At 65.9% G+C, this 12528-nt stretch carries 13 protein-coding genes; 11 read left to right on the top strand and 2 right to left on the bottom strand.

What is annotated here, in order from left to right; genetic code table 11:
- Positions 1-111: 111 nt before the first annotated feature.
- Positions 112-1611 carry an LCP family protein gene (locus ACX80C_RS09825; protein WP_459326287.1) on the top strand — a complete coding sequence of 500 codons (1500 nt, stop codon included), beginning with the start codon at positions 112-114 and terminating at the stop codon, positions 1609-1611.
- Between the two features lie 12 nt (positions 1612-1623).
- On the opposite strand, the gene ACX80C_RS09820 is transcribed toward ACX80C_RS09825, so the two are convergent.
- The gene (locus tag ACX80C_RS09820; RefSeq protein ID WP_459326286.1) at positions 1624-1977 is read right to left on the bottom strand and encodes a hypothetical protein; all 354 of its coding nucleotides are present in this window, start codon (positions 1975-1977) and stop codon (positions 1624-1626) included.
- Positions 1978-2148: 171 nt separating this feature from the next.
- Here ACX80C_RS09820 and ACX80C_RS09815 point away from each other — a divergent pair, with 171 nt between their 5' ends.
- The 5 genes from ACX80C_RS09815 to ACX80C_RS09795 all read left to right on the top strand — a co-directional run bounded on the left by ACX80C_RS09815 (position 2149) and on the right by ACX80C_RS09795 (position 6550).
- Positions 2149-3486, top strand: coding sequence for an MATE family efflux transporter (locus ACX80C_RS09815; RefSeq protein ID WP_459326285.1), 1338 nt, complete (start codon positions 2149-2151; stop codon positions 3484-3486).
- 44 nt (positions 3487-3530) lie between these two features.
- On the top strand, positions 3531-4121 hold the full coding sequence (locus tag ACX80C_RS09810) for a DUF308 domain-containing protein (RefSeq protein ID WP_459326284.1): 591 nt from the start codon (positions 3531-3533) through the stop codon (positions 4119-4121).
- 37 nt (positions 4122-4158) lie between these two features.
- On the top strand, positions 4159-4500 hold the full coding sequence (locus ACX80C_RS09805; RefSeq protein ID WP_459326283.1) for a hypothetical protein: 342 nt from the start codon (positions 4159-4161) through the stop codon (positions 4498-4500).
- A 109-nt stretch (positions 4501-4609) separates the two neighbouring features.
- Positions 4610-5299 carry a GntR family transcriptional regulator gene (locus ACX80C_RS09800; RefSeq protein WP_459326282.1) on the top strand — a complete coding sequence of 230 codons (690 nt, stop codon included), beginning with the start codon at positions 4610-4612 and terminating at the stop codon, positions 5297-5299.
- 51 nt (positions 5300-5350) lie between these two features.
- Entirely contained in the window at positions 5351-6550 is a 1200-nt protein-coding gene (locus ACX80C_RS09795; protein ID WP_459326281.1) for a metal-dependent hydrolase family protein, read from the top strand.
- A 50-nt stretch (positions 6551-6600) separates the two neighbouring features.
- Here the strand turns inward: ACX80C_RS09795 and ACX80C_RS09790 are convergent, their stop codons facing one another.
- Positions 6601-7557 (bottom strand): dihydrodipicolinate synthase family protein, encoded by a 957-nt coding sequence (locus tag ACX80C_RS09790; protein WP_459326280.1) that lies wholly within the window; start codon positions 7555-7557, stop codon positions 6601-6603.
- 129 nt (positions 7558-7686) lie between these two features.
- On the opposite strand from ACX80C_RS09790, the gene ACX80C_RS09785 reads away from it, so the two are divergent.
- Genes ACX80C_RS09785 through ACX80C_RS09765 form a run of 5 tightly spaced genes read left to right on the top strand, consistent with a single transcriptional unit; the run spans position 7687 to position 12526 of the window.
- Entirely contained in the window at positions 7687-8688 is a 1002-nt protein-coding gene (locus ACX80C_RS09785) for a proline racemase family protein (RefSeq protein WP_459326279.1), read from the top strand.
- Positions 8685-9635, top strand: coding sequence for an ornithine cyclodeaminase family protein (locus ACX80C_RS09780; protein ID WP_459326278.1), 951 nt, complete (start codon positions 8685-8687; stop codon positions 9633-9635). The genes ACX80C_RS09785 and ACX80C_RS09780 overlap by 4 nt, the downstream gene beginning before the upstream one ends.
- Positions 9632-10777, top strand: coding sequence for an NAD(P)/FAD-dependent oxidoreductase (locus ACX80C_RS09775; protein WP_459326277.1), 1146 nt, complete (start codon positions 9632-9634; stop codon positions 10775-10777). The genes ACX80C_RS09780 and ACX80C_RS09775 overlap by 4 nt, the downstream gene beginning before the upstream one ends.
- Positions 10774-11049 carry a (2Fe-2S)-binding protein gene (locus ACX80C_RS09770; protein ID WP_459326276.1) on the top strand — a complete coding sequence of 92 codons (276 nt, stop codon included), beginning with the start codon at positions 10774-10776 and terminating at the stop codon, positions 11047-11049. Before ACX80C_RS09775 ends, ACX80C_RS09770 begins: the two co-directional genes overlap by 4 nt.
- Positions 11039-12526 carry an FAD-dependent oxidoreductase gene (locus tag ACX80C_RS09765; protein WP_459326275.1) on the top strand — a complete coding sequence of 496 codons (1488 nt, stop codon included), beginning with the start codon at positions 11039-11041 and terminating at the stop codon, positions 12524-12526. Before ACX80C_RS09770 ends, ACX80C_RS09765 begins: the two co-directional genes overlap by 11 nt.
- Positions 12527-12528: the final 2 nt, after the last annotated feature.

Here is a 12528-nt window from a genome sequence, read left to right as displayed (position 1 = left end):
TCTTTCAGCCGGTGGAACAGTGCGTCAACAACACTATTTTCCCAGCTCAGAAGCACCTTTCGTCGCTTAAACACACCCTGCGACCCCACCCTCATGAAAACCCCGGGCTAGATGCGTCCGGAACAGAGCAGCCTGGGCAACACCCAGCCTTCCCGCGGGCGCTTGCGGCCTGCGGTCGGCTGGACCGTTGCTAACGCGGTGTTGCCGGGTACGGCTCTGCTGAAGTCCGGGCGACGTTCCGGCTGGGCGTTTCTCGTTTTTTTCCTGGCCGTCCCTATCATTGCCGTTGCCGCATGTTTCCTTTTTGGTGGACTGGATCTGATCCTTCGAATCGCGGTCCGGCCCAATGCACTGATAGGCGTTGCCCTGGCCCTGGTGGTCTTCGCGCTGTGTTGGGCACTCCTCGTTGTGGCGGGCAACTACTTGATGAATTCCCTTTTCGGGCTCGGAGGCCGAAAGCGAATTGTCAGTATGACGGTGTGCGTTGTCCTGGTAGCCGCAGTCGGAGTGCCGGCAGGGTTTGTAGTGCGCGCGCTCGAGGCGCAGCGCTCACTCCTGCTGAACTCGTTCATTACCGACGACGACGCCAGCTTTGGTCTAGGAGAACGCCGCGACACGCGCACAACGCCCGAGCCGGAAGACCCCTGGGTGGGCCAGCCGCGCCTGAACATCATGCTGCTCGGGCATGACGCAGCCCAGGACCGCGTCGGCACCCGACCGGACACAATCATGGTCGCTTCCATCGATACCCGCAGCGGCGCCACCAGCCTCTTCAGCATTCCGCGCAATCTGCAGTACGTCGAATTTCCAGCGGGAAGTCCCATGCACGATGCCTTTCCGAACGGGTTCGATGCGTACGGACCCACCGAGAACCTCATCAATGCAGTCTGGACCTGGGCTGCAGACCATCCGGATTTGTTTCCCCATTCCGGGAATCCGGGGCTGATCGCAACCCGGCAGGCAGTTGAACAAACACTGGGGCTTGCCATGGACCGCTACGCCATGGTCAATTTGCAGGGCTTCGCGGAGGTGGTCGATGCCCTTGGCGGTGTTGAGATTGTCGTGGAGCGTCGCATCCCAACGGACGCAGGGCGTTTCATCGCGCCGGGCCGGCAGCTTTTGAATGGCGGGGATGCCCTCTGGTACGCACGCTCGCGCGAGGGATCTGACGATTTTGACCGCATTTGCCGTCAGCAGAGGCTTGTCGGGGCAATGATCGACTCGGTCGATCCGGCCAGGATCGCGGGCTCGTTCGTCCAACTCGCGCGGGCCGCCGAAAGCAACATCTCAACGGATATTCGGGTGAGTGAACTCGACGCCATGGTGGAACTGTTGTTCAAGGTCAGAGCTGGCGGTATCTCGAACCATCCGATCACCCCGACGGTAATCAATCCGGCCGCCCCCGACTTTGACGCACTGCATGTCTGGGTGGATACGGCGATCGGAGAAGACGGAAACCGTCCCACCACCGAAGCCCCAACTCCGCCTCAGGAAGGCGATCCGGAACCCACGCCGACGGCTGGCCAGGAACCCACTCGAGCTGGTGATCCCGCACCGCTTCCAACGCAGAACAGCGGACCCGGGAGCGAAATCGCCGGGTGCACGCCCTAAACCAATCTGGACTCAGTCCCGCTTGTGACCGGTGTTGTCTCCCATATGATTGGCGGGCCTGTCCCACCAGCCCGGCCGGTCCGAGAAGTGGCCGGGGCGCGACGCCGTTGGGTCAACCTCTTCGCGCGTCTCCCAGGTCTGGACGGAGCGACGGTGGCGGTACCGAAGCATGTGCCCGCGGGCGAAGAGCGCGATGGCCAGTACCACCATCACAGCCCCGACCGCGAGGAGAACCCCCGATCCGGGGTGTACCGGCTCGTTGCGGGCTGCGGCAGTGGCGAACCCGGAGATCCCCTGTGGCACGAAGAACGTGCTGAGAATGACAAGCGCACCTCCAGCGATGAAGTGCTTGATCCCGATTTTCATGGCGCCCCTCCTGACCGTCCGTTCTTCAAGCCTACCGACCGGGCTTGGACCCCGCTGCATCCCCATGGAAACTGCCCGCACATGCACACCTGCCGGTTCGAACCGGCAGGTGTGATCCTCCGGGCCGTTTCCAGGAGCGCCTTTGTCACCGCCGCCCCCTAGGCTTGATCCGTGACAGCAACAGTTCCCGACCGCAGGCACCTCAGCCGCTCCATCCTGCGCCTGGCCGTACCGGCACTTGGCGCCCTCATTGCCGAACCCCTGTTCCTGCTTGCCGACTCGGCAATAGTCGGTCACCTGGGCGTGAACGAGCTGGCCGGCGTGGGACTGGCCGCGACGGTGCTGCAGACCGCCGTCGGGCTCATGGTTTTCCTTGCCTACTCAACCACTCCCGCCGTCGCCCGCTTCCTGGGTGCCGGCCGCATGCAGGATGCGTTGGCCGCCGGGCGCGACGGCGTTGGCCTGGCCCTCCTGTTGGGTGCGGTCCTGTCTGTGCTGGGCTGGATTTTCGCACCCGGCCTGACCGCCCTGATGGGCGCCGAGGGAGAAGTGCACCGGTTCGCAGTCGACTACCTCCGGTACTCCATGCCCGGCCTTACCGCCATGCTCGTAGTCCTCGCCGCAACCGGCGTACTGAGAGGGCTGCAGGACACCAAGACCCCACTGGTTGTCGCGGGTGCGGGGTTCGGTGCCAACATTGTGCTCAACTACGTCTTGGTTTACGGTTTCGGTCTGTCGGTGGCGGGATCGGCGCTCGGGACCAGTATTGCGCAGTGGGGCATGGCCGCCGTCTACCTCGTCATCATCTACCGCTTCTCGCGCCGGAACACCGTGTCCCTGCGGCCAACCTGGCGCGGCGTACGGGCCACCGCGCGCGTGGGATCCTGGCTGATGCTGCGCACCGCGAGCCTCCGCTTCGCGATCGTGGCAACGGTTGTTGTCGCCACAGCCCAGGGCCCGGTCTCACTCGCCGCCCACCAGCTGGTCATGACCGTCTTCGCGTTCCTCGCGTTTGCGCTGGACGCCCTCGCGATTGCCGCACAGGCGCTCATCGGCAAGGAGCTGGGCGCAGGCGACAAGCCGCTGGCGCACGCCCTTACGCGCATCATGATCCGCTGGGGCATCGGATTCGGGGTACTGACAGGAGTGCTGCTGGCCGTTGCTGCTCCGTTCGCCGGCTGGATCTTTACGTCCGACCAGACCGTGCAGGCAGCCTTCGCTGCCGGGCTCTGGGTGCTCGCGGCGGCGCAACCCATCTGCGGGTACGTCTTCGTTCTCGACGGCGTGCTGATCGGCGCCGGTGACGCAAGGTATCTGGCGCTCGCCGGCGTCGTAAATCTGGTCCTCTACGTGCCGCTCCTGGCGATCGTCTTCGGCGCCGGGCTCACAGGGCTCACGGGAATCGTCTGGCTGTGGGCCGCCTTCGGGGTCGGCTACATGGCGGCGCGGGCGCTGACGCTCGGCTGGCGGGTGCGCACGGACCGCTGGATGATTACCGGTGCCGGCTAGGACTACACTTGCAACGTCCAAAAAAGGCTTCCGGAAGGCAGAACATGAACGCGGGATTCCAGGGCACTGCCGCATCGCCTGCCCTGTGGCGGGCCTTTCTGCTGCGTGCGGCAGCTGCCGGGGCGTTCGGACTCTTGACCATTTTCTGGGGGCAGCCCTCCGTGCACGTGCTGTCCGTTGCCGGCGGCCTGTACTTCCTCGCGACGGCGGCTACCGTGTTCCTGCAGGAACGAAGCCTCCGCGCACAGGACGCCGCACCCGCATGGCTGACAGGCACCGCGCCGGTCCTTCTCGTCGTGGCGGGTTTGCTGAACCTGTGGATCCACACGGACGCGATGTTCGCCGGGACTGGTGCGCTCGTGCTGATCGTCTCCGGTGTGGTGGACGTCGTCGTCGGAATACGAAACCGGGGTAGGCACGCCGCCGCGCGTGACTTCCTGCTCGTCGGCGTTGTCTCGGTGCTCACGGGCGCTCTCCTGCCGCTCTTCCAGCCGCTGGGCGCGCACGCGCTGCTGGGCGTGAGCGGCGGCGGGGCCGTGATCACCGCCGTCCTGCTGGCTCTGGCCGCCCTCAGCTACAGGCACGATGCCCGCCAGGCAGCCGATCCTGGAACCCGCGGCAACCCCGTAAACTAGGTTTCTACTAACCGTAGAAAATTGAGGAGAAGGAACCGTGTCCAAACAGCCCAGGGGCGTCAAGGGTCCTCTCGTCTTTTCGGCTGTTCTTGGCGTGATAGCGGGCATCGCGACCATGATCTTCGCCACCGGCGGCGGCACCGAGGAACTGCGCGTTGACCTGGGCATCACCGCGGCGGGGATCGCATTCATCGCGTCCCTGGTCATCAGTGCGATGCTCCTCATGACGGCGAAACCCAACGCCGATCACCTCGGGAAGGGCACCGGCGTCAACCGCTCCTCCGCCAAGATCCGCGGTGGTGCAGCCAACCTTGATGAACACGGCAACCCCCGCGGCACCAAGCCGCGCAACAACAACGACGACGACGGCGCCCGCTAGGTTCCAGCGTGCCGCCCGCAAGTGCTGGGCGCCGGGAATTCTACGGGCATAGAATGTCATACGATACGGACCCCAGCCGGGTCCGGGATGATCGGAGGCGTTTCGTACGGTGGCGGTAGAACAGAAGTCTGAGATCCACACGATCAAGAAGACGAGTCTTCGGGAGACCGTTGCGCGAGCCTTGAGGGCGGCAATTATCTCGGGCGAGATGGTGCCCGGAATCGTCTACTCGGCACCGAGCCTGGGAGCGCGGTTCGGCGTCTCCGCTACGCCGGTCCGCGAGGCGATGCTGGACCTCGTGCGCGAGAACCTGGTGACCGTGGAACCCAACAAGGGATTTCGGGTCACCGAGGTGTCCGAAAAGGACCTGGACCACATGGCGCAGATCCGGATCCTGCTTGAGCCGCCTGTGGTGCGTGAGGTCACGCCGATCATCCCGGCATCCGATATCCCGATGCTTCGTGCCATGGCGCAGGAAATCGTGGATCGCGGCACGGAGGGTGACCTCGTTGCGTACATGGACGCGGACCGCGAATTCCACATCCGGTTGCTCGAGTACAGCGGCAACACCCGGCTGGTGGAACTGATTTCCGACCTCCGTTCCCACAGCCGGCTGCTTGGCCTCACCAACCTTGCCGAGCAGGGCAGGTTGCGGCAATCGGCGGAAGAGCACCTGCGCATGGTGGACCTCATCGAGGCGGGCAAGGCTGAGGAGCTCGAAAAGCTGGTCCGCCAGCACATTACGCATGTCCGCGGTGTCTGGGCGAAGCCGGCGGAGAGCCAGGAAGCAACGTCGTAACGAACGCTCCCGCCGTCGTCGGAGTGAAATTTATCGTGAAAGAGGTAGCACGTGGCCATAAGCCAAAGCACGCTGACAGTCGAGAACGCTCTGATTTTCGACGGCAGCCCTGATCTGGTCGAGGGGTCGCTGGTATTCCGCGACGGGATCGTTCAGGGCCCTGATGCGCACGGCAACGCCGGCCGGGTGATTGATGCCCGCGGGAAAGTGGTGATCCCCGGACTGATCGACGCCCACTTCCATGCGTATGGAATCAGCCTTGACGGATTCGAGTATGAGCGCGGGCCCCTGAGCTATTCAGCGCTGGTCGGCGCCCGGCGTCTCGGTGACGCACTCCGGCGCGGGTTCACCACTGTGCGCGATGTAGCCGGCGGCGATATCGGACTGTCCAACGCCATCAAGCAGGGGCTGATCGTTTCGCCTCGCTACTACTACACGGGTGCGGCGCTGAGCCAGACCGGCGGCCACGGGGATCCCCGATCGGGCGAGATTGACGTCTGCTTCACCCACGGCCATATGTGTGAGGTGGTCGACGGCGTCGACAATCTGCGCAAAGCCGTAAGGGAACGCTTCCGCACCGGCAGCCACGCAATCAAGATCATGACTTCAGGGGGAGTGGTGTCCCTGACGGACCCCATCCGGTTGCCGCAGTATTCGGGCGAAGAGATCCGTGCGGTTACAGAGGAGGCAGCCCGGCGCGGCAGCTACGTAGCCGCCCACGCCTACTCTTCGGAGGCAATTGCGCACTCGGTAACCAACGGCGTCCGCTCCATTGAGCACGGAAACCTGATGGACGTTGAGACGGCACAGCTGATGGCTGAACATGGGAGTTTCCTCGTCCCCACCCTTGCCGCCTATGACGCGATGAACCGGCGTGGCGACGAGGTGGGCCTGAACCCCATCTCCAAGGCCAAGAACGCAGAAGTGCTCGACGCCGGGATGGTCGCCATCCAGCGCGCACTCGAGGCAGGCGTCAAGACCGGGTTCGGATCGGATCTGATGGGCAACCTCGACAATGACCAGCTCATGGGCGTCCGGCTCCAGATCGAGGCTGCGGGAGTGTTTGAGACGCTGCGGTCCATGACCAGCGTGAATGCTGAGCTGATCGGCAACGAGAGCATCGGCTCCCTTGCGGCGGGGTCCGCGGCAGACGCCGTCGTGCTCGATGGAAACCCGTTCGAGGACCCGGCTGTGCTGTGGGATGAAAGCCGGGCGCGGACCGTCATTCAGGGCGGCAACGTCGTCACTTAACGTGTAAGGCGGGTCCCGTGTTGAACGGAACCCGCCTTACGAAAGCGTAACTAACGGCTGCTGCGCTCGATCTTTCCTTCGCCGGCAAGCCGTGTGAGTTCAGCCAAGACCCATTCGGTATCGGCCGTAACCTGCTCGTGCTGGTCGGCGCGAAGCGGAAGGCGCGGTGCGCGCGAAGGTCCGCCGTAGCGGCCCGCGATGTCCATGGACAGTTTGATGGACTGCACGAACTCGGTCTTCGAATCCCAACGGAGTAGGCGGTGCATGATCCGGTACAGCGGAACCGCCGTCTCCAGGTCGCCGGAAACTGCAGCGTTGTACAGCGCGACGGTCTCGCGGGGGATGGCGTTCGGGTAGCCCGAGAGCCATCCAACCGCACCGGCAATCGCACCTTCCAGCAGAACGTCATCCGAGCCGACCATGATTTCGAGGCCCGGTGCCACTTCAGCGATTTGGTAGGAGCGGCGCACGTCACCGGTGAACTCCTTAACCGCCACGATCAGGCCCTCGTTGTAGAGCTCGGCGAGAAGTTCGGGAACCAGGTCAACCTTGGTGTCGATCGGGTTGTTGTAGGCGCAGATCGGCAGGCCGGCCTTCGCGACCTCGCGGTAGTGATCGACGACGGCGCGGGGTTCAGCACGGTAGGTGTTGGGGGGGAGCAGCATGACCGCCTGGGCGCCGGCTTCTGCCGCCTGATCCGCCCAGTGGCGGGCCTGGTGGGCGCCGTAGGCGGCTACACCCGGCATCACGGTGAAACCCTTGGGAGCGTGGGCGACGGCGGTCTCGACTACCGCAGCACGCTCCGCGTCGGAAAGGTTCTGGTACTCGCCGAGCGAGCCGTTGGGGGCTACGCCGTCGCAGCCATTCTCGGCAAGCCAGGCCACGTGCTGGCCATAGTTCTCGAGGTCCACCTCGAGCGCTCCAGTTTCCGCTTGGCGGAAGGGCAATGTAGTGGCTACGAGGACGCCGTGCCACGGCTGGGAGCGGGTAACGGGGCTGGATGACATGGGGCGCCTTTCTGGAAACACTTACCGTGATTACACTACAATAGCAGTACAATTTCACATGGCACAATACCCAATACTCGTCTAATATTGTGAACTGGACGTTCCAAGGCATCGACGGAGAGGTTGACGATGAAAACGAGGCGCATCTTCCACGCCGTCGACTCCCATACCGAGGGTATGCCCACTCGCGTGATCACGGGTGGCGTGGGCACGTTCCCGGGCGCCACCATGGCGGAACGGCGTCAGTGGTTCATCGAGAACAGCGACTCCCTCCGCACGCTCCTGATGTATGAACCGCGCGGACACGCCTCCATGAGCGGAGCCATCCTTCAGCCGCCCACCCGGCCTGACGCGGACTTCGGGGTCCTGTTCATCGAGGTATCCGGGCTCCTGCCGATGTGCGGCCACGGCACCATCGGTGTTGCGACGGTCCTCGTCGAAACGGGCATGGTCGAGGTCACCGAACCCGTCACCACCATCCGTCTGGATACCCCGGCCGGCCTCGTGGTCGCGGAAGTGGCGGTCGACGACGGCGCAGCCACCTCGGTCACCATCCGGAACGTGCCGTCCTTCGCCCTCGCGCTGGACCAGAGCGTGAGTGTGGACGGCCTCGGCGAGGTTGCCTATGACATCGCCTTCGGCGGCAACTTCTACGCCGTCGTCGACCTTGACTCGCTGGGGATGCCGTTCGACCGGGCTGCCAAAAGCATCCTGCTGGACGCAGGACTGCGCATCATGGACGCCATCAACGTGCAGGCTCCGCCGGTGCACCCGGAACGCCCGGACATCAAAGACTGCCACCACGTCTACCTCAAGGCGCCCGGTTCCACTGCCGCACACTCCCGGCACGCGATGGCCATCCACCCGGGCTGGTTTGACCGCTCGCCCTGCGGCACCGGAACCAGCGCCCGGATGGCCCAACTGCACGCGCGTGGGGAACTGGAGCTCAACACGGACTTCGTGAACGAGTCCTATATCGGCACACAGTTCATTGGGCGCCTCATCGGGAAGACCACCGTGGGGCCCTTCGAAGCGGTTGTTCCGACCATTACCGGCCGCGCCTGGCTCACGGGCACGGCCCAGTACTTCCTCGATCCACGCGATCCCTTCCCCGCGGGGTTCCTGCTGTGAGCCTGACCTACCTTGACGCGGCGGCGCTGCGGGATGCGATCGACGAGCGCACGGCGGTCGCCGTCCTGGAGGAAGCACTCCGCACCGATGTTGATCCGGAACATGACAGCCCCCGGCTTTTCAGTGACGCCCCCGCCGGACAGTTCCTGCTGATGCCGACCGCCGGGAAACGCTACTCCGGAGTCAAGCTCGCCACCATCGCCCCGGAAAACCCGGCAGCGGGCAAGCCCAAGATCCAGGGTGTGTACACACTCCTCGACTCCGGAACGCTCAGCCCGCTGATCCTCATGGACGGCGCGGAGCTCACCCTGATCCGTACGCCGGCGACGACGGCGCTCGCGGTCAAGAACCTCCTCGCTGCGGACCCGCGCGGGGGAGACGCGGCACCGCGGGCAGGCGCCGTCGTCGTCTTCGGCACCGGACCGCAGGCGTGGCGGCACATCCTCGCCGTACACGCAGTCGCGCCGATCGACAGTGTGGTGATTGTCGGCAGGACGCCGGATAAAGCCGATGCGCTTGTAAGCCGGTGTAGGGAACTGGGCCTGGATGCCCGGCCGGGTTCCGCGGCAGACGTCGCGGGCGCCGACGTCGTGCTGTGTGTTTCCTCGGCTTCGGAGCCCCTGTTCGACGGGAGTTTGGTCCAGCCGCATGCCGTCGTCGCGGCTGTCGGATCGCACGGACTGGATGCACGGGAAATCGACCCGGAACTGGCGAGGCGCGCCGACGTCGTCGTCGAAGGCCGTGCCTCGGCCATGCGCGAGTCCGGTGACCTCATTCCCGCCCGGAGCGTCGAGGAATGGCAGGAGCACAGCCTGACGAACCTGGCCGAACTGGTGCGCGGAGACTTCACGCGCAGCGCTGATCGGCCGGCATTGTTCACCGGCGTCGGGATGTCCTGGGAGGACCTCGCGGTAGCGACAGCCATCTACGAAGGCCACCTCTCATGAGCGCGGACCTCGTCATCATCGGCGCCGGAGCGGTTGGCGCAGCGAGCGCCTACTTTGCCGCGAAGGCCGGGCTGAAGGTAGTGGTCCTGGAACGCGGCGCCATCGCCGGTGGTACCTCGAGCGCCGGCGAGGGCAACATCCTTGTGTCCGACAAGGAAGCCGGACCCGAGCTTGACCTGTCCCTCTACTCGCAGCAGGTCTGGCGCGAGGACCTGCAGGAATTCGGCGCGTCCTGGGAGTTCGAGTCCAAGGGCGGATTGGTGGTCGCGGCAACGGAGAACGGCGCTGCCTCCCTCCGGGAACTCGCCATTCGGCAGCGCAGCAGCGGCATCGACGTGACAGACGTCGACGCCGGCTCCCTCCACGAGTATGAGCCGCACCTTTCCCGCGACCTCACCGGCGGCGCGTTTTACCCGCAGGACGCCCAGGTTCAGCCGATGCTGATGGTCGCGCACCTGCTGCGGCTCGCCCGGGAGCTAGGCGCCGAAGTGCACACCGACGTCGAAGTCACCGGTTTCCTGCGCAGCGGCACCTCAGTAACCGGCGTGCGCACTGCGAAAGGCGACTTCAGTGCCGGCGCGGTGCTGAACGCCGCCGGGACGTGGGCGGGGCAGGTAGCCGACCTCGCCGGCGTCGTACTTCCGGTCCTACCACGGCGGGGGTTTGTGTTGGTCACGGAGCCGCTTCCCGTCCTCATCCGGCACAAGGTATACGCCGCCGAGTACGTCGAGAACGTTGCGAGCTCCGACGCCGGGCTGCAGACCTCGCCGGTGGTTGAAGGCACGGACAGCGGGACGGTGCTGATCGGCTCCTCCCGTGAGCGTGTGGGGTTCAGCAGCGAGGTCTCCGTGGCCGTGCTGCAGTCACTCGCAGCGAAGGCAATCACGCTTTTCCCGATGCTCGCGGGCGTCAAGGCCATGCGGCACTATCACGGGTTCCGGCCGTACTGCCCCGACCACCTGCCCGTTATCGGACCGGACCCCCGCGCACCGGGCCTGTGGCATGCGGCCGGGCATGAGGGTGCGGGTATCGGGCTGTCGGCCGGCACGGGCAAGCTCATCACGCAGGTGCTGACCGGCGTCGCACCGGACCTGCCGCTTGCGGCCTTCGCACCCGAACGATTCGAGGAGGCACGGGTATGAGCGAACTGACATTCGATGGACGCACCGTCAGCATCGAGCCGGGGCAGACCGTCGGCGCCGCGCTGGCAGCGGCGGGTGTCACGTCCTGGCGCACCACGCGGAAACAGGGGAAGCCGCGTGGCCTGTTCTGCGGCATCGGTGTGTGCTTCGACTGCCTGCTCACCGTCGACGGCGAAGCGAACCAGCGCGCGTGCCTGGTCCCTGCGAGGGACGGCATGACGCTGGAGTCCGACGGCTGCCCGGTTGCGGAAGCGGGCACCGATGGGCGCTGAAACGTACGACGTCGGCGTGGTCGGCGCCGGTCCGGCCGGTCTTGCCGCCGCGGTCGCCGCTGCTGAGACAGGGCTCTCGGTTGTGCTGATCGACGCCTCCTCCCAGCCGGGCGGCCAGTACTGGCGCCACGCCGACGAGGACCAGGTTCCCGACGCCGGGCACGCCGGCCACCACGACTGGAAGACGTTCGAGCGCCTCCGGACCGGCCTGTACGCCGACCGCGACGCCGGACGCACCACGTACCTGCCCAACACCCAGGTGTGGCTGATCGACCGGTCGGCCACGGGTTTCAACCTCCGGCTCAACGCGACGCACGCGGCCGCGCCCGAGCCGGGCGCCGCCGTCGTGCACGTATCACGCCTGATCCTCTGCCCCGGCGGTTACGACCGCCAACTGCCCATCCCCGGCTGGGACCTGCCCGGCGTCATGGCCGCCGGTGGCGTGCAGGCACTGCTCAAGGGAAGCGGCACGCTGGCCGGGCGCCGCGCCGTCGTCGCGGGCACCGGACCCTTCCTGCTGCCCGTGGCAACGGGGCTTGCCCAGGCGGGGGCGAGCGTCGTCGGGATCTGTGAAGCGGGAACGCTCACCAGCTGGCTGCCGCATGTCGGCTCGGCGGTGCGGGTGCCGTCCAAGGGTGTTGAGGGCGCGCAGTATGCTGCGCTGCTGGCCCGGTACCGGATCCGCTACCGCATGCGAACGGTGATTACCGAGATCCACGGAGAGGCTCGGGCCGAAGCGGTGACCGTGGCTCGTCTAGGCTCCGATGGGCAGCTTGTGGACGGCAGCTCCCGCCGGATCGACGTGGATCTGGTAGCTCTGGGCTGGGGCTTCACGCCGTCGCTCGAGCTGCCGCTGATGGTCGGTGTGTCCACCCGCAGGGATGTGGACGGCTCGTTGGTTGCCGTGGCGGACAAGGCCCAGCGCACCGACGTCGACGGCGTGTACCTTGCAGGGGAAGCCACGGGCGTCGGCGGGGCGGTGATGGCTGTCGCCGAAGGGCGCCTGGCCGCGCTGACCGCAGCGCACGACGCCGGCCGCCAGGTTTCGCAGGCGACCCTCACCCGGCTGCAGAAAGACATCTCGCGGTACCGCAATTTCGCAGTCGCCATGCACACCGCGCACCCCGTTCCGGCGGACTGGACGCGGTGGCTGACCCCGGAAACCACTGTGTGCCGCTGCGAGGAGGTCCCTTATCAGGAAATCCGGGACGCTCACGCCGAACTCGGCGCCGCCGACCCGCGCACCCTGAAGATGCTGGCCCGGCCCGGAATGGGATGGTGCCAGGGCCGCGTGTGCGGTTACGCCGTCGCGGACATCACGGCGAGCCTCTGCGGACGCACGACGACGGCGCAAGACCTTCGCTCGCTCGGCAAGCGGACACTTGCGGCACCTGCCTCGCTGGCCGAGTTGGCCGCACTGGATCTTACCGGGGCCCCTTTGAATCACTTGACCGAAGAACTCCAGAAGGAAGGGTAGAA

It is taken from the genome of Arthrobacter tecti (assembly GCF_054511355.1).
This window is presented reverse-complemented; position numbering and strand designations above follow the sequence as displayed.

Coding starts and splice junctions, on each gene's coding strand:
- ACX80C_RS09825 (WP_459326287.1), top strand. CDS start 112: ATGCGTCCGGAACAGAGCAGCCTGGGCAACACCCAGCCTTCCCGCGGG.
- ACX80C_RS09820 (WP_459326286.1), bottom strand. CDS start 1,977: ATGAAAATCGGGATCAAGCACTTCATCGCTGGAGGTGCGCTTGTCATT.
- ACX80C_RS09810 (WP_459326284.1), top strand. CDS start 3,531: ATGAACGCGGGATTCCAGGGCACTGCCGCATCGCCTGCCCTGTGGCGG.
- ACX80C_RS09790 (WP_459326280.1), bottom strand. CDS start 7,557: ATGTCATCCAGCCCCGTTACCCGCTCCCAGCCGTGGCACGGCGTCCTC.
- ACX80C_RS09785 (WP_459326279.1), top strand. CDS start 7,687: ATGAAAACGAGGCGCATCTTCCACGCCGTCGACTCCCATACCGAGGGT.
- ACX80C_RS09775 (WP_459326277.1), top strand. CDS start 9,632: ATGAGCGCGGACCTCGTCATCATCGGCGCCGGAGCGGTTGGCGCAGCG.
- ACX80C_RS09770 (WP_459326276.1), top strand. CDS start 10,774: ATGAGCGAACTGACATTCGATGGACGCACCGTCAGCATCGAGCCGGGG.
- ACX80C_RS09765 (WP_459326275.1), top strand. CDS start 11,039: ATGGGCGCTGAAACGTACGACGTCGGCGTGGTCGGCGCCGGTCCGGCC.